The sequence below is a fragment of the Gemmatimonadaceae bacterium genome, from assembly GCA_036496605.1.
Classification (GTDB): Bacteria; Gemmatimonadota; Gemmatimonadetes; order Gemmatimonadales; family Gemmatimonadaceae; genus AG2.
Window position 1 is genome coordinate 150,106 of the sequence record DASXKV010000004.1, and the last position, 16,500, is coordinate 166,605.

Annotated in this window: 16 protein-coding genes; 14 read left to right on the forward strand and 2 right to left on the reverse strand. The window is 63.4% G+C overall.

The window, feature by feature from the left end; genetic code table 11:
• Positions 1 to 75: 75 nt before the first annotated feature.
• On the reverse strand, positions 76 to 549 hold the full coding sequence (locus tag VGH98_02490; protein HEY2374819.1) for a hypothetical protein: 474 nt from the start codon (positions 547 to 549) through the stop codon (positions 76 to 78).
• A gap of 119 nt (positions 550 to 668) precedes the next feature.
• Here VGH98_02490 and argC point away from each other — a divergent pair, with 119 nt between their 5' ends.
• From argC to VGH98_02530, 8 genes are all read left to right on the forward strand, one after another.
• Positions 669 to 1,634 carry an N-acetyl-gamma-glutamyl-phosphate reductase gene (argC, locus tag VGH98_02495; protein HEY2374820.1) on the forward strand — a complete coding sequence of 322 codons (966 nt, stop codon included), beginning with the start codon at positions 669 to 671 and terminating at the stop codon, positions 1,632 to 1,634.
• Positions 1,631 to 2,413, forward strand: coding sequence for an acetylglutamate kinase (argB, locus tag VGH98_02500; GenBank protein HEY2374821.1), 783 nt, complete (start codon positions 1,631 to 1,633; stop codon positions 2,411 to 2,413). Before argC ends, argB begins: the two co-directional genes overlap by 4 nt.
• A gap of 54 nt (positions 2,414 to 2,467) precedes the next feature.
• A complete protein-coding gene (locus tag VGH98_02505) occupies positions 2,468 to 3,748 on the forward strand; it encodes an acetylornithine transaminase (GenBank protein HEY2374822.1) in 1,281 nt (426 codons plus the stop codon).
• Positions 3,745 to 4,248: a GNAT family N-acetyltransferase gene (locus tag VGH98_02510; GenBank protein HEY2374823.1), complete on the forward strand. Its 504-nt coding sequence runs from the start codon at positions 3,745 to 3,747 to the stop codon at positions 4,246 to 4,248. The genes VGH98_02505 and VGH98_02510 overlap by 4 nt, the downstream gene beginning before the upstream one ends.
• 205 nt (positions 4,249 to 4,453) lie before the next feature.
• Positions 4,454 to 6,034, forward strand: coding sequence for an alkaline phosphatase family protein (locus tag VGH98_02515; GenBank protein ID HEY2374824.1), 1,581 nt, complete (start codon positions 4,454 to 4,456; stop codon positions 6,032 to 6,034).
• 45 nt (positions 6,035 to 6,079) lie between these two features.
• Complete coding sequence (locus tag VGH98_02520) at positions 6,080 to 6,706, forward strand: hypothetical protein (protein HEY2374825.1); 627 nt, start codon at positions 6,080 to 6,082, stop codon at positions 6,704 to 6,706.
• Entirely contained in the window at positions 6,699 to 7,511 is an 813-nt protein-coding gene (locus VGH98_02525; protein ID HEY2374826.1) for a class I SAM-dependent methyltransferase, read from the forward strand. Before VGH98_02520 ends, VGH98_02525 begins: the two co-directional genes overlap by 8 nt.
• A gap of 48 nt (positions 7,512 to 7,559) precedes the next feature.
• Complete coding sequence (locus tag VGH98_02530) at positions 7,560 to 9,713, forward strand: M20/M25/M40 family metallo-hydrolase (protein ID HEY2374827.1); 2,154 nt, start codon at positions 7,560 to 7,562, stop codon at positions 9,711 to 9,713.
• Here the strand turns inward: VGH98_02530 and VGH98_02535 are convergent.
• Positions 9,664 to 11,289, reverse strand: coding sequence for a [Fe-Fe] hydrogenase large subunit C-terminal domain-containing protein (locus VGH98_02535; protein HEY2374828.1), 1,626 nt, complete (start codon positions 11,287 to 11,289; stop codon positions 9,664 to 9,666). The two genes, VGH98_02530 and VGH98_02535, sit on opposite strands and share 50 nt — an antisense overlap.
• A gap of 181 nt (positions 11,290 to 11,470) precedes the next feature.
• On the opposite strand from VGH98_02535, the gene VGH98_02540 reads away from it, so the two are divergent.
• The 6 genes from VGH98_02540 (at position 11,471) to VGH98_02565 (ending at position 16,477) form a co-directional block, all read left to right on the forward strand.
• A complete protein-coding gene (locus VGH98_02540) occupies positions 11,471 to 12,199 on the forward strand; it encodes a Crp/Fnr family transcriptional regulator (protein HEY2374829.1) in 729 nt (242 codons plus the stop codon).
• 138 nt (positions 12,200 to 12,337) lie between these two features.
• Positions 12,338 to 13,255, forward strand: coding sequence for an alpha/beta fold hydrolase (locus VGH98_02545; protein HEY2374830.1), 918 nt, complete (start codon positions 12,338 to 12,340; stop codon positions 13,253 to 13,255).
• 175 nt (positions 13,256 to 13,430) lie between these two features.
• Positions 13,431 to 13,811 (forward strand): hypothetical protein, encoded by a 381-nt coding sequence (locus tag VGH98_02550; GenBank protein HEY2374831.1) that lies wholly within the window; start codon positions 13,431 to 13,433, stop codon positions 13,809 to 13,811.
• A gap of 112 nt (positions 13,812 to 13,923) precedes the next feature.
• On the forward strand, positions 13,924 to 15,042 hold the full coding sequence (locus tag VGH98_02555) for an SPFH domain-containing protein (GenBank protein HEY2374832.1): 1,119 nt from the start codon (positions 13,924 to 13,926) through the stop codon (positions 15,040 to 15,042).
• Between the two features lie 29 nt (positions 15,043 to 15,071).
• Positions 15,072 to 15,293, forward strand: coding sequence for a hypothetical protein (locus VGH98_02560; GenBank protein ID HEY2374833.1), 222 nt, complete (start codon positions 15,072 to 15,074; stop codon positions 15,291 to 15,293).
• A gap of 977 nt (positions 15,294 to 16,270) precedes the next feature.
• Entirely contained in the window at positions 16,271 to 16,477 is a 207-nt protein-coding gene (locus VGH98_02565) for a cold shock domain-containing protein (protein ID HEY2374834.1), read from the forward strand.
• The last annotated feature ends 23 nt before the right edge of the window (positions 16,478 to 16,500 follow it).

Consider the following 16,500-nt stretch of genomic DNA (forward strand, 5'->3'; position numbering starts at 1 on the left):
GCGCGTGGCTTGAGCCGAGTCAATATGGCGTTTCGCCCGCCGCATCATGCAGGGGACGAAGTCTCGTTCGAGACCTCACGCCCGTGCCTGAGGTCGGCGGCCGGCCATGGCCTGGAGGCGCTGAGCGAGCTCGATTCGCGCCTGCGAAGAGCGACAGACAATCAGGATCGTGTTCTCGCCCCCGATGGTGCCGATGATTTCAGGCCAGTCCTGCGCGTCGATCGCTTCGGCGATGGGTTGAGCGCCGCCTGGGAGCGTATGCAGAACCAGGAGCTCACTCACGCCGTCGACCGCATCGAAGAGTTGCGGTAAGAGCGCTTCGAGAGACGGCTTACCTTCGTCACCGCCGAGCGCCTCCGGCCGCATATACCGAACGCCATCGTCCGTGGGTGCGCGGACCAGCCCGAGTTCACGAAGGTCGCGAGATAAAGTGGCCTGAGTGACGCTCCACCCACGATTTTCGAGCAACTTGCGGAGCTCCTCCTGGCTGGCGACGGCGTGGCTGCCGACCAGCTGAAGAATGGCTTCCTGTCGCTCGAATTTCTTCATACTCGGTTCGCGTTCCACGGACGGTAGGATAGCAGGTCCGAGCCATAGTCGACAGCACCAGATCTCCAGCCGGCATTGACTCGCCCTCGACGCATTATTATGCATTCCGGGTGAATAAAATGCCTGTCGGAGTTCTCGGAGCGAGCGGCTATGCCGGCCGCGAGCTCTGTGCACTCATTCTCGACCACCCGGAGCTCGAGCTCGGCTTCGCGACCGCGAATGATCAGCGCGGGGCGACGGCGCGCATTGGTCGGCACGCGATCAACTTCATCGCGACCGATGATGCGCCGCTCGGCGACGCCGCGCTCGTTTTCAGCGCGCTCCCACACGGCGCCTCGAAAGACTGGGTTGCCCGAGCTCGGGAGGCGGGCGCGCGCGCCGTCGACCTCTCTGCAGATCTTCGACCAGGAAATGGCTGCGAGGGCATTCCGTACGGCCTTACGGAACTGATGCGCGAGCAGGTGCGCAATGCGCCACTCGTCAGCAATCCCGGGTGTTATCCGACCGCGATCCTCACCGCGCTCGCACCACTAATTCAGCAAAATCTCATTGCCGATGATTCCACGGTCGTCGTCGATGCTGCAAGCGGCGTCACCGGCGCTGGCAATTCCCTCAAGCGCGAACTGCTCTTTGGCGAAGTGTCCGAGGACTACCGTGCCTACGGTTTTGCGAATGGCCTCGGCAACGTGCATCGGCACTTGAACGAGATGCGGGCGATGACGAGTGCGTTGGGATCCCCCGCGGATCTCGTATTCACGCCGCACTTGCTGCCCGTCGCACGGGGGATTCTCGCAACCATTACTGTGACGCTGCGAGCGCCCCTCACTGGACACGTGCTCGATCCCTGGCGCGACGCGTACGACGCCGAGCCGTTCATCGAAGTCACGGCCGAACCGCCGGCATTGCGCGACGTCATTCATCGCAACGTTGTTCGGATGTCGGCGATACCGCTCGCGGGCACGCGACGGCCGACGCTCCTCGTGCTGTCCGCGATCGACAATCTGATGAAGGGTGCAGCGGGACAGGCGATGCAAAACGCGAACCTCATGCTTGGTCTGAACGAAGGCGCCGGGCTCCCCGCATGACAAACGGAACACGCGTCGTCAAGATCGGCGGTCGCCCGCAAAGCGACCCTGCATTGCCAGGCTGCCTCGCGAAGCTGTGGAACGGCGGCTCGTGCCCGTTGGTCATCGTGCACGGCGGTGGCGACGAAGTCACGACGCTCCAGCGTGCTCTTGGCCTCGAGGCGCAGTTCGTTGGCGGTCGCCGAGTGACGAGCCAGGGAGACATCGATGTGGTCCGCATGGCGCTATCGGGCAGCGCCAACAAGCGACTCGTTGCTTCGCTGGTGAGCAGCGGCGTGCGAGCGCTCGGACTTTCGGGTGAGGATGCATCGCTGCTTACCGCGAGCCCGGTGGATCCCGAGCGTCTCGGCTACGTTGGCGCTCCGCATCGGGCCAACGTCGAGCTCCTGTGGCACCTGCTGGATGGCGGCTACGTGCCGGTCGTATCGCCAGTGAGTCGCAACGCGTGCGCTGGCGCCACAAGCGTGAATTCGTTAGGCAACGCCGCCGCGCTCAACGTCAATGGAGACGACGCCGCCGCGGCGCTTGCGGTGGCCCTGGCGGCCGGTGAGCTGCTGCTCGTCGCCGACGTTGAAGGTGTGATGTCCGATGGCGCGGTAATCCCACGCCTTCGAACGCCGGTTGCGCGCAATCTCATCGATGCCGGGACGGCGGCAGGCGGCATGCGCGCAAAGCTCGAGGCGGCGCTCTGCGCGATCGGCGGCGGCGTCGAGCGCGTTCGCATCGGCGATATTGCGGCGATCACCGATCCGACCCGCGGTACGCTGCTGCTCGATTGACCGCGGCGATCTCCTGATTCATCGCAGTCGCAGTGAGAAACTCTCGGAGAACTCATGACGGCACACGCTCCCGGTATCACGTTGAAAACAACACGGCCCATGCCGCCGACGACTTCGGGTATCGCGCCGGAGCTCTCGGTGAACCGTGAGCCGGCGGTGGATGGCATCGCGACGGCGCACACCGCGAGCGATGCCGTGTTGTACACGTACAAGCGTGCGCCAGGCGAGTTCGTTCGCGGTGAAGGCGTGTATTTGTACGACGCCGAGGGTAAGAAGTATCTCGACTTCGTGAGCGGTATCGCCGTGAACGCGCTCGGATACGGCGATCCCGGTCTCGTCGCCGCGCTGCACGCGGCGGCAGACGGATTGGTGCATCTGTCGAACCTGTATGAAACGGCGCCGGCCATGCGTTTGGCCGCGGCGCTCGTCGAGCGTTCTTTCGCCGACAAGGTCTTCTTTTGCAACTCCGGCGCTGAGGCGAACGAGGGCGCGTTTAAATTCGCGCGGCGGTGGGCGCGCACCGTTGGCGAGGTGAAGCATGAAATCGTCGCGCTTCGCGGTGCCTTCCATGGCCGCCTATTCGGCACGCTCGCTGCGACCGACCGGCCGGGTTATCGCATTCCATTCCGGCCTCTCGCGGGCGGCATCTCGATCTCCGAGCGGAATCTCGAAGATTTGGCGGCGGTGCTCGACGCGGAGACGGTGGCGGCGCTGATTCTCGAGCCAGTGCAGGGCGAGGGTGGCGTACGTGTGCTCGATGGCGGATTCATTCGCGAGCTGCGCGCGCTCACGAAGGAACGCCAGATCGCTCTCGTCTTCGACGAGATTCAGTGCGGCCTGGGGCGGACCGGGACGTTGTTCGCGTATGAGAAGCTTGGCGTCCAGCCAGACATTCTCACGCTCGCGAAGCCACTCGCGGGCGGATTGCCAATGGGCGCCGTGCTCGTGACGGAGGAGATTGCGCACGCAATCAAGCCGGGGGACCACGGCACCACGTTTGGCGGTGGACCATTCGTTTCCTCCGTGGCGCTGCACGTTCTGAATCGGCTCTCCGAACCGTCGTTACTCGAATCGGTCCGTGAGAATGGCGCATGGATCGGCCGTCAACTCGAGGAGATCGCGCGGCGGACCGGGCGTGTGCGCGCGGTTCGCGGGATCGGCTACATGTGGGGCTTCGACATCATGGGCACGGCATCCCACGTCGTGGAAGCGACCCGCGAGGCGGGACTTCTGACCTGCACGGCGGGGGATTGCACCGTGCGACTTCTTCCGCCGCTCGTCGCCACGCGCGACGAGCTCGCCCTCGGACTGGACATCCTGGAGCAGGTGTTGTGAGCTCGACATCAAGTGAGCATTTGCTCATTCGGCCGGCTCGTGAAGCGGAGTCGTCGGAGATCTCGCGACTGAACAACATCTTTGCCGCGGAGCATCTGATGCTCCGGCGCACGCCGGAACAGGTCGCGCTCACGATCGACGATTTCGTCGTCGCCGTCGATGCACGCGGGCGGATCATGGCCTGCGGCGCGCTGAAGGAGTACTCACCATCCGTCGCCGAGGTCGCGGCGATCGCTGTGGCGCCCGAAGCGCAGGGCAACGGGCTGGGGCGCGACATCGTCGGTGCCGTCGAAGCCCTCGCGATGAAGCGCGGCGTCATGCACGTGTTCGCGCTCACGCTGCAGCCGGCGTTCTTCGAGGCGATCGGCTATCAACGCGTCGATCGCGCACGATATCCAGAGAAGATCCGCCGCGACTGTCTCGGCTGCGCACGCCGCTTCGCTTGCAACGAAATCTGCTTCGCGAAGATTCTGCGCGTCGCCGCAGCCCTCGCCGCCTGAGTGGCGACAAGAAGCGAGACTCCTCCCAAGAAATTGTTGTTGGATAGCGGACAATCGCGTGCCCGTGCGCCATATTTGGTCGTGCGCAGTGGTCGATCACGCACGCGGGATTTCTACCTCGCAGAACCACAACAGGTCGGAGAAATTGATGCTGCTCGTGAGGCGCGAGTCGAGAGGTGTTGATCATTCGCTCATATGTTGTCGAATGATCCGCGCGTGCCTGTGTGTCGCAACGGCGGCGTTGCTCGTGGCAATTTCGAGTGGGAGCGCGGTCGCGCAGCAAGCGAGCTCGAAGCCGCTGCTGATCGTTCACTTCACGATCGATCAGATGCGCCCGGACTATCTGTCGCGATTCGACAAGCAGCTCACGGGCGGCCTGGCGCGTCTGTATCGAAAAGGCGCCGTGTTCGAGAATGCATATCAAGATCACGCGATCACCGAGACCGCCCCCGGACACTCGGCCACGCTCTCAGGTCGTTTCCCGCGCAGCACTGGCATTACGACGAACAGCGCGGGCGTACAGGATGATCGGGCGCCGTTGCTTGGCGGCGGCGGGCCCGGGGCGTCGCCCTTCCGCTTTCGTGGAACGACCCTAATCGACTGGCTGCGCGTGGCCGACCCGCGCTCTCACGCGCTATCGATTTCGCGAAAGGATCGCGGTGCGATTCTGCCGCTCGGCCGCGCGCATGAGCAGGTCTTCTGGTACGCGCCCGATCACTTCACGACCAGTAGCTACTACCACGATACTTTGCCCACGTGGATCGAGCGATTCAACGCGCGGCGACTTCCAGAGCGCTACGCGGGACAAAGTTGGACGCTGCTCCTTCCGGCCAGCGCGTACGCCGAACCAGATACGGTGCTGCTCGAGAACGAGGGCCGCGGCGTCGCGTTTCCTCATCCATTCCCAGCTGACTCAGAGGCAACCGCGCGGTCGCTTCCTGCTTATCCGATGATGGACGAGGTGACGCTGCAGGCGGCGCTCGCTGGCGTCGAGGCGTTGAAGCTGGGTCGTGGACCAGAGACGGACCTGCTTGCCGTCTCGCTGTCGACGACGGATGCGGTGGGTCACGCGTTCGGGCCCGACTCCCGGGAGATTCACGATCAGATTCTCCGCCTCGATCGCTATCTCGGCACCTTCCTCGATTCACTTTTCCGATTGCGCGATTCGACACGCATCGTCATCACGCTCACCGCGGATCACGGTATCCAGCCGTTTCCTGCGCTGCATGCCGCGCGTACGAAAGGCGCGGTCGCTCGTTATGCGGATATCGAGCCGCTGTACGCCGAGACGGTCATGCGTCTCGTCGATCGCGGCGTCGATACGTCGGCCTTCGAATTCTCAGAAGGTATGGTGATGGTCGATCGAGCCGCGTTTGCGAAAGCGCACGTCGACCCTGACTCCGTGTTGCGTCAGTTTGCGGAGCGAGCGCGCAAAGTGCCGGGCGTGGGCCGCGTCGACTTCGTTCGGTCGTTGGCGCAGGCAGATACGGTGCACGACGCGATCGCGCGGCGCTGGCTGCATATGTTATCGCCGGAGCTTCCCGTTGAATTGGTCGTGAGCCTGGAGCCGTTCGCCTACTGGGCAGGTACGCGCATCGCGACGCACGGTTCACCGAACGACGAAGACGCTCACGTCCCGCTCTTGCTGTGGGGAAGCGCGATTCGACCAGGGCACTACGACGAGTTCGCTCGTGTCGTGGATATCGCACCGACGCTCGCCAAGATCGCGGGCGTGCCGCCGCTGGAACGTCTCGATGGACACGTGCTGTCCCGCGCCTTGAGATGACCATTGTCGTATCGGAACACAAAGGGCTCTGAGCTGCTTTAGATCATGGCTCGATCGCGTCGCGGAGCGTCGCTCTCCGGTCTTCGTCAGGCATTCGATGAAGCGCGCTTCGGTAACGGACGCACGCTGAATTTGCGAGACGCGCTGCCGACAGCCGCCGAAGCGGTTGCGCGAGCAGAAGCATGGTTACGCCAGCAGCAGGTTCAGCTGTCGAGCGGGGAGGGCGAACGCGAGGTGCTGATCATCACCGGCCGCGGCAACAACAGCGCCGGTGGCGTGTCGGTCGTTCGGAGCGCGATCGAGGGTTTGATTCATCGCCTGAAACAGAAGGGCGTCGTCGCGAATCATCTCGAGCACACACCGGGATCGTTCGTCGTCGTTCTTGCACCAGTGCACGCGCTCTGGAGCGCGCCGACGCGAGCGGCCGAGATCACGCCTCCACACGCCGATCCGCCATCACTCGAACCGCTCGACCGAGAAACACGAGCCCTGCTTCGCCAACTTGCTGAACGCTCCCTCGAGCAGTTAGGCGTCCGCGGCGACCGCGATCGGTTCATCGATGCTGAAATGCTCAGACAGTTCAGTGCGCTCGCGGCCACCGTTGCGGCAGACCATCAAAGAGAAGGCAGTCTCCAGGCGGCGATCCGCCGAGCGCTCGAGGAGTATGATTGATCGGGAGCGCTCGATGGCCGGCGACGCGTCAGCGAAAGAGTGGGATGCCGGGGCGTATCACGCCGTCTCCGATCCGCAATTCGCCTGGGGACTTCGCGTTCTCGGGCGCGTCTCACTCACTGGCGATGAGCAAGCCCTCGACGCCGGATGCGGCTCGGGCCGGCTGACGAAAGAGCTGGCGGCGAGAATTCCGGCAGGACACCTGGTAGGCTGCGATCTGTCGGAAAACATGACGCGTGCGGCCAGACAGACGTTAGGCGGCACGCGCGTCGCGTCCGTTGCTTGCGCGGATCTCTCGCTACTGCCATTTCGCGAGGCCTTCGATCTCATCTTCAGCACCGCGACCTTCCATTGGATCAGGGATCACGACCGCTTGTTCTCCGAGTTGAGGCAAGCGCTGCGCGCTGGCGGTCGACTGGAGGCCCAATGCGGTGGCGGGCCGAATCTCGCGCTTATCCACGCCCGAGCCGACGCGCTTGCCGCCGTGGCTGCCTTTCGACCCCACTTCACGGGCTGGCGGGAGCCTTGGCACTTCGCCGCGCCGAAAGAGACCGTAGCGCGTCTCCGGCGCGCCGGATTCCGCAAGGCGCATTGCTGGCTGGAGCATGCACCAACGAGATTTCCAGACGCCAAGCGTTTTCGGGCCTTCGTCGAGGCGGTCGTGTTGCGGCCCTATCTCGCGAAGCTGTCGAAAGCTGATCTGCGAACACGATTTGTAGAGACGCTGGTCGACAAGGCGAGTGAGGATGATCCTCCATTCACGCTCGACTATTGGCGGCTGAACATGAGTGCCACAACCAAGTGAACGCGAACCGGCGTTGACGAACGACTTCAATCGAACTGAACATCCAAAATGAGCAAGTCATCATTCCTCGTTTGTGCGGCCGCCCTGGCCATCATGCCGAGCTCTCGCGCCAGAGCGCAACAGAATCTGATCGGGTACACGGCCGTCAGCGCCGCGCACGAACGTCAAGTCGAGGCCGATGCGATCCAGCGACCAAATCCCGTGAGCGCCGCGGGACATTCTCGCGCACTATCGCGAGAAGTGCACGTCGCGGGAACCGCGGCGCAGGCGCGCACGCGCGACTACGTCATCGCGCAGATGAAGTCCTGGGGCCTCGAAACGGAGGTCCGGAGCTACGACATCTGGATGCCACATGCCACGGACGTTCGCGTGTGGCGCGTCGCTCCCGATACGCTCCGGCTCAATCTGAGCGAGCCGGCCGTGCCTAACGATCCGGCGTCATCGTTGCCACAATACCCAACGGTGAACGGCTACAGCGGTCAAGGCGACGTCACGGGCGACGTCGTTTACGTGAACTACGGCCTGATCGAAGACTATGCGCAGCTCGATTCGCTCGGTGTCTCGGTGCGCGGCAAGATTGCGATCGCTCGCTACGGCCGATCGTTCCGTGGCATCAAGGCGCGTGAGGCCGAACGTCATGGCGCCGTCGCTCTGATCATTTATAGCGATCCGCAAGATGACGGCTTTGTTCGGGGCGACGTGCATCCCGAAGGGCCGATGCGGCCGTCGGCTGGCGTGCAGCGAGGCAGCGTGTTGAATACCGACGGCGATCCCTCCACGCCCTCCTACCCGAGCACTCACAATGCAAAGCGGCTCCCTGAGTCCGACATGGAGATTCCGCACATTCCCGTTGTGCCGATGAGTTACGGCAACGCAGCCGAGCTGCTGCGGAGTGTGCGCGGACGGAACGTGCCGCAGACCTGGCAAGGCGGACTGCCGTTTCGCTATCACGTGGGTCCAGGCCCCGTAAGGGCGAGAGTCGTCGTGCACGACGACCGCGCGTCGCATGCGCTCAAGCCGATCTACGACACATTTGGAATCATCCGCGGCACTGAGTACCCCGACGAGCTCGTGATTGTCGGCGGCCATCGCGATGCGTGGGGCCCAGGCACTGCCGATAATGTCAGCGGCACCGTGAGCGTGCTCGAAGCGGCGCGCGCCGTCGCCGAACAGGTCAAACAGGGCATGCGGCCAAAGCGCACGATCGTGTTCGCGACGTGGGATGCCGAAGAATGGGGCCTGATTGGCTCCGTGGAGTATGTCGAAGACGATTCGCTCCGCCTAACGAAGAACGCCGTCGCTTATTTCAATCAGGATGTTGCGGCACAGGGTCCGCGCTTCAACGGCGGCGGCTCACCCTCGCTACGCGCAACGATTCGCGCGATCGCCAGCGTGGTGCCTGATCCAGATGGTCATGGAAGTGTGTATTCGGAATGGCGCCGCGCGACCGCTGTGGCCGATTCGCTCGAGCCGGCGATGGGTGACCCAGGTGGCGGATCGGACTTCGCGCCATTCTATAACCACCTGGGGATTCCGATTGGCGAGTGGGGATTCGGTGGCGCTGGCGGCGTGTATCACTCGCAGTACGACGATTACAACTGGATGTCCAGGTTCGGCGATCCTGGATTTCTCTATCATGCCGCAGCCGCCCGCATCGCCGCGGGAATGGTGCTCCGCATCGCCAACGCAGATGTGCTGCCTTACGACTACGCCGAGTTCGCGCGCACCATGCGCACCTATCTGACGTCGATCGATCGCGACTTCTCGGCGCGCCGATGGGATGCTGCGTCGCCAACCGGTCCCCTTCGCGCCTCCATCGACCGGATGGAAGAGATGGCGATTGGATTCGCGACATCGCGCGATGCCGCCCTGGCAGCGGGAACCGCTTCGCAGGGCCCGCTGGAAGAGACCAATCGCGCATTGATGCGCGTTGAGCGCGCACTGACGCGGCCGGAAGGACTGCGTGGCCGCTCCTGGTTCCGCAACCTCATCTACGTGGCGGACGAGGATAACGGCTACGCCAATATGTCCCTTCCAACCATCAGGGAAGCGATCCGTCGAGGCGATTCGACGCTCGCCAAACGCGAGATCACGGATCTCGCCGCGCGCTTCGACGAGGCGACACGCGCGCTCGGCGACGCTCGGCGAGCAATCAGCGCTGCGTCATCCAACGGCCAACAAGAACGCCGACCGCCACGCTGACGAGGACGATCATCGAGATCAAGAGACCGCGTGTGAGAAGTTGCATAACGGGTCGCTCTCCTGCCTGGTGAGGAGGCGTCTCTTCGCGCGGTCGGGCATCGGAGAGTCGCGTCACCGGGAGTGCCACGGCACGTTCGGCGAAGCGCGAGCTGGTGTCTTGTCCCTCGTCCACGGCCGGCGCTGGCGCACGTCGCGGTGCGATCACCTCGACGACCTCAGCCCCAATCGCGACGACTGTGCGTGGCAGCACCTCCAGGGGCGTTCCTGCCACCGGTGCCAGCGTCTGTCCTCCGGTGCCGATGTCCGTATCGACGGCGGCCGTTGACTGAGGAGAGGATTGCTGCGGCTCGTCCGACCCTGCAGATGCCCGCGTGTTCGATGACGCCTCCGTACTCGAGGCGATCGGAGTTTCGAGCTCGGCCGTGGGGGCTCGTCCGAGCCGCGTTGGCGCTCGGCGACGTGCGACATACGTGCGAGGCAGCTGGCGTCCATCGGAATCGCGCGCCGTCGGAAGGCCGGCACCGGTCAACCGCGCCACACCACGCGCCGGCGAATATCGGCGCGTGCCCGGCGACGCATGCGTCGGTTGTGCGCTCTCGCCCTCCTGTCGAGGGGTGCGCGACGGCAGCGGACTCTCGTCAACGAGTGACGGATCGTTAGGCGCGACGAGATCGATCGTCGGCGTGGTCGCGATGCTCGCCGATGTCGAGACCAGGTCGATGGCACTGCGCGGGCTCACCGGAAGCGAAAGCGACGTCTCCGTAACCAGGCTCTCGTCGACGATTGCGTGCGCCGCGCGCGGCGGCTCGATCTCGGCGACGCGCACGCGCGCGTGCATTGGATCGACGGCCGTAGCGGCACCACTGCACACGCAGCCGAGTTTTGGCGCAACGTCGATGAGCGTCGGTTTGCCACTGAGAAGATGCTGCGCCAGTTCAACCGGCAGATCATCGCCGAATAACTCGACCAACGAGCGCGCGCCGACTGTCCCGTTGCTATCACCGGACCAGAGCATTTCGGCCGTTGGAAGGCCACCAGGCTGCGAACGATAGCGCCGCCGATCGGGAGGAATCACCGAGTCGAAGACATCTGGCTGTTGCTCGACGGCGATCTGATGATCGGCGAAAATTGCGAGCAACTCCTCCGGAGTGAGACGCGCATCGATGACTTCATCCGCCGCCGCCGGACACCGGCCAACGTACGTGATGCGTAGCTTGCGCGGTGCGTGCATCGTGCGGAGATAACGCGCAAGCGCGACGGGTGGCGCAACCAGCGAGACGAGAAACGGACGAAGATCAGCGCCGACGGCGAGCAGTCGATGCGCTACGTGCGGACAACTACACTGAATGGCGGGAAGCCGATCGTGCTGTCGTAATGCGCGCAGCGAGGCGACGGCGATGAGCTCGTCTCCCCAACTCGCTGGTACGACGGTCTGATATCCGGCAAGCATGCATGCGTGCGCAAGCTGAATCGGCGTCGCCGGAAGCGCGCCGAGAAGCGCATCCGCGCCGAGAATGACAATCGACGGAATGCGCACATTGTTCGATGTTCCGCTTTCGAGCGCGCCGAACGTCATGAGCTTCGAAAATCCTCCCGGCGCGCAAACGCAATCGACGAACATCGACCATGTGTCGATGTCGGTGCGGCCTCATGCGCGGGGTGTGCGCACCCTGCAAAACAGGATGGAAACGTCGGCCTGTCAAGAGCGGCCCAGACATTGCAACCTGCAATACCGTTGGCCGGAAGCGAGGGTGGTCGTGGGTGAGACGTTGACGGGGGGACCTGCGAGGCTGTCGGCGCAGGAACGCGAGGCACTTGGTGCGTACGCCGCGCGGGCATCATGGCCGGCGGGTTTCGCAATCTATCAGCGCGGTACTGCAGCCGACGGTGTATTTGTCGTCACGCGTGGACGTGTCGTTCTGCGCAGCCGTGTGCGAGCCGGACGTGGGTTCGTTCCTTGGATTGCGACGCCTGGCGAGTCGTTTGGCTCGGAAGGCTTGGCACCGAATGCGAAATACGCGACAGATGCGCGAGCCGATGACGAAAGCGAGACGCTATTCCTCAGCGCGACACGCTTCCGGGCGTTCGTGCGGGAACAGCCGCAACATGCGCTCGTACTCGTCTCGCAGCTTATGGCGGAGCGTGCGGCACTGCTCGACAAGCTTCGCGAGCTCACGACGCTAAGCGTCGAGCAGCGCATGGTGTCAACGCTGCTTCGCATGGCGAATAACGCGACGTTCACGCGCGAAGACGGTAAGATCGTCCTGTGCACGGCGCGTTATCGTCTGCTCTGCGAGCTGGTCGGAGCGACGCGCGAGTCAGTCTCACTCGTGTTGAGTCGGCTCACCGGCGAAGGTCTCGTCGAGCGCAAGGGAAGTACCTTGATCATCGCGCCGCCCACGCAGCTCGCCGAGCGCGTCGACACTTCCGATAGCGAATTGCTCATCGCCACCTTTGCCGATCGCGCGGAGCAGACTTTTCAATAAGCGACGTTGCTGTGGCTCGAATAGTGGGGCGAGGAGTGTATCCTCGCCCCGTTTTTTTCCTTTCACTAGATTCGCCGCGTGCCTTTGCGCTGACACCGCTCGTCCTGCCCACGTCATTCCCTCGGCGTTAGTCTGACGATGCTCGCACTGGTTCTGTCGGCAGTACTGATTTCGCTGGTACTCGCGATCGCGTCGTCACGACGCGCGGCGTTGCGGCTGCGTGACGAGACACTGAAGCGATTGTCGGTCGATACCGACGGCTTCATCGCTGGCGCGCAGGGCTTCGACCTGGTACGTGGGGCCGACGCTCCCGCGGTTCTGCTCGTCCATGGTGGGGGCGATACGCCGCAAACGCTTCGATACCTCGGCGAGTACCTTCACGACCGAGGCTACCATGTCCGGGTACCGCTCCTTCCTGGGCATGGTCGAACACTTCGCGAGTTCTCAAATGCTCATGCAGATGAGTGGATGAGATCAGTGCGAAGCGCGCATCGAGAGCTCGCAAGCGAGCACACCTGGGTTGCTGTCGCCGGACTATCCATGGGCGGCGCTCTCGTCGCACAGCTGACCGCGGAAAATCATTCGATACCGGCAATAGTCCTCTTGGCACCGTACCTCGCCATGCCGGCACGCATCGAATTGGCGGCCCGCTACTCGTGGTTGTGGGGCTTTGCCGTGCCGTACGTGCGTGCCCTCGATCCGGGAGCGCAGCGATCCATTCACGACCGGGTGGAAGCCGCGCGAAGCCTCGCCTACGGCGTTTTTACGCCAGCTGCCTTACGAGCGCTTCGCGTCACGGTCGCGCGAGCGATTCGGGCACTTCCGCGCGTCGCGTCGCCAACATTGATGGTGCAATCGCGCGAGGACAATCGAATTCCACCGAACGCAGCGCAGAGCGCCTTCGATCGAATCGGCGCGGTCGACAAGGAGCTCGTGTGGGTGACCGGAGCGGGACACGTGATCACCGTCGATTATGGCCGAGATCACGTCTTTGCGCTCGTCAGCGATTGGCTCGAGCGACACCGCTCCCGTATCAGGCGCGAGCGCCGAGCGTAGTTCAAAGAACGCTAAAAACCGAAAGGCGCCCACGAGCGGGCGCCTTTCGGCATGCGAGGCCCTGGTTCGTTAACCGGTAACGCGCTCGACGACGCTGCTCCCCAGATCCTTGATCGCTTCCATTCCAGCGACGACCGCCGATCCGGCTTCCTTCGCCACCTCTTGCGCAACGCGCGTGACTCGAGCAATTGGCGCCGGCACTCGCGAGCCGCTCTGGCGACTGCTACCCGACTTGGCGCTTGCTGCCTTACGAGAAGAGCTCTTCGCGGCGCTGCTCTTCGAGCTGGACCGACTCTTCGCCGACGAAGCCGGACGCGACGAAGACGCGCTTCGTGTGTTGCTCGAGGTCCCGGCGGCGGATGCGGACCGGCCGCGCGACTTCGTGCTCTTCGGTCTCTTCTTGCTGCCGCTTCGCTTTGCAGCGGTCCTGCCCGACTTCCCACGCGACTTCTTGGCCCTGGTCGCCATAGACGCTCTCCTCGGACTCGTTGACGGAAAAACCAACTCGACGATAGCAAGAATCAGGCACATCCGTAAGGCGTTCGGCGCGTGCTGATAGTCTCGCAATTCGCAAAGGCGGCCTGGAAGGATCGGCGGAGGCGCCTGGTCTCTCGTTGCCTCGCTCCGGTTTGGCCCGTACAATCATCGCGGGCCCAATTGGAGTCGCTATGACCTACGGTATCATCTTCGTTCTCGTCACCGCACTGTTCGCACTTTTCCTCTTCACCAGCTCGTTCAAGATCGTCGGCCAGGCCGAGGTCATGGTAATCGAGCGGTTGGGTCGCTTTCACCGTCTCGCGCGCTCGGGCTTCAACATCCTCATCCCCTTCATCGAGCGTCCCAGGGCGATCGACGTTCGCTTCCTCGAGGCTGACGTCGGAGGCCAAAAGCGAATCGCGGCGCGTACGACAACGCGCATCGATCTACGGGAACAGGTACTCAACTTTCCCAGTCAGTCGGTCATCACCAAGGACAACGTCACGATCGACATCGACGCCGTGCTCTATTATCGGGTCGCTGATCCGCAAAAGGCGACATACTCCATCCAGAATCTCCCCTATGCGCTCGAAACGCTCACACGGACGACGCTTCGGAACATCGTCGGCGATATCGAGCTCGATCAGACGCTGGCAAGTCGTGACATGATCAACAAACGAATGCGCGACGTCATTGAGGAGGCCGCGGTCAGCTGGGGTGTCGACGTGACGCGCGTGGAGTTGCAGGCAATCGAGCCTCCTCGCGACATCCAGCAGTCGATGGAATTGCAGATGCGTGCCGAGCGAGAACGTCGCGCCGCGGTCACCAATGCCGAGGCGGGAAAGCGCGCTGCCATCCTCGAGTCCGAAGGTCAGCGAGAAGCGCAAGTCCGCAAGGCTGAGGGAGAGAAAGAAGCGGCGATCCTTCGCGCCCAGGGTATGGCAGAGGCTCGACTCGCGCTGGCCAATGCCGAAGCCGAAGCAATTCGGCGCGTTGCCGAATCACTTCCAGACGGCCAGGCCGCGATGTACCTGCTCGGTCTCAAGTACTTCGAGGCACTGCCGAAATTGGCGGAAGGAAAAGGGTCGACCGTTTTCCTACCTGCAGAAGCGACCGGCGTGATGGGTGCAGTCGGTGCACTTCGAGAAATGCTAAACAAGGCGTCGCCAAACGCCGAGATCTCGCCGGTTCGCAAGAACTCGGGACCGGTGTCGGGGTCGTCGGCGACATACCCATCGACACGGCCCACCGTTGCCGTACGCGCGAGCGACGCCCAGGTGCCGCTGCCTGAACATCCGACGGAGCGATAGGTCGCACACGCGATCCATGGAGTCCGAGCTTGGCCAAGATCACACGTGAGCGCGCGGAACGCATCGCCAAGGCGCACGCCTGCGAACAGTGCGGCGAGTACAGCTACAAGCGCGTGTCAATCACGCCAGCGAGCAAGGCGCAGCAAGAAACACTCAGGGTGACGTGGCAAGCTATCAAGGTCTGCGGCGTATGCGGGACTCAACAGGAGTTGGGCATCGCCGCAGACGGCGACATCGTCTACGTGGGTTGAAACAGGTCGACATCGCGCCTAACGAGCGGCTCTAGCCGGTGCGCGGGTGGTGTCGTATCCCACCCCGACGATCTCCTCGTCGGTTGCCACTGTAAAAGGGATTCGCGAGCCGTTGACATCGTCCTGCCATAGCAAGTGAAACGGGTCATTCCGCGCTTGGCTGAAGCACGGGTGCCCACCATTGTAATGGGAACCATTTGTCGCGCTGGACGTACGAGAGAGGCGCGAGTGCGCGAGTCAGCTTGGCACCGCCATCAGAAGATCGAGCGCGCGGGCACAGTAACCGGTCGAGGGGGTATAGGTGCCACGGTCCACGCAATTGGCTAAACGGCTAGCGATGTGACGAAAACCCCGCTCAATGTGTTATCCTTATACCGCACTTAGGATTAGAGAATTAGGGGGTTAGCAGTCGCAAGGCGAACCGGCGCCAGGCCTTCCGGGATAATCTGTTGTCGCGAGGTAGTACATATGCGAAAGCCGAGACCGGCGACGTTCAATCCGGCGCAGGCACTCCACCTGATCGCGAGCGACCGCACAGGTTCGCCGCTCAGCTGTCCTTCCTGCTCCGGCCAAATCGAACGCACCCCGAACGACTTCCCTCCTCCAGCGCGCTGCCATGTCACGCTGCGCTGTCGCGCCTGCGGCCGACTCGCGCGGTACATCGCTGGAGCTGCCTGACGTCCCTCCAATTCAACGCCGCGCATACGGTGTGACTGTCGCACCGGCTGGTGTGACGCGGCGGACTGAGTCGCTCGCGACTCTCATCGCAAGCTCTGATGTTTGGCTACAGTTCCTCTTGCAGTTCTCTATTTCTGCGAGTGGCGACGGTCGACGTTGGTGTCTTGCACAAAACTTGCCCCGCGCCCCATCAGTCCCGCCGCCGAGCCGATCCCGGTGGCAGTGGACCGCCCTGTGGTGAGTGGACGCGCGAGTTGCGAGGGGAGCGGATCGGAACACAGTTCGAAGAGGTACGGTTCATGGCACGACTCCAGGGTACGGTGAAGTGGTTCAACGACGCCAAAGGCTACGGCTTCATCTCGAGAGAGGGAGGGCCCGATGTCTTTGTCCACTTCAGCGCCATTCAGGGAAGCGGCTTCAAGTCGCTCGCCGAAGGCGATCACGTCGAGTTCGAGATTGTCCAAGGGCAGAAGGGTCCGCAGGCGGCTGACGTCACGAAGGCTTAGTTCGGCCATCCTCCGTTCCGCGC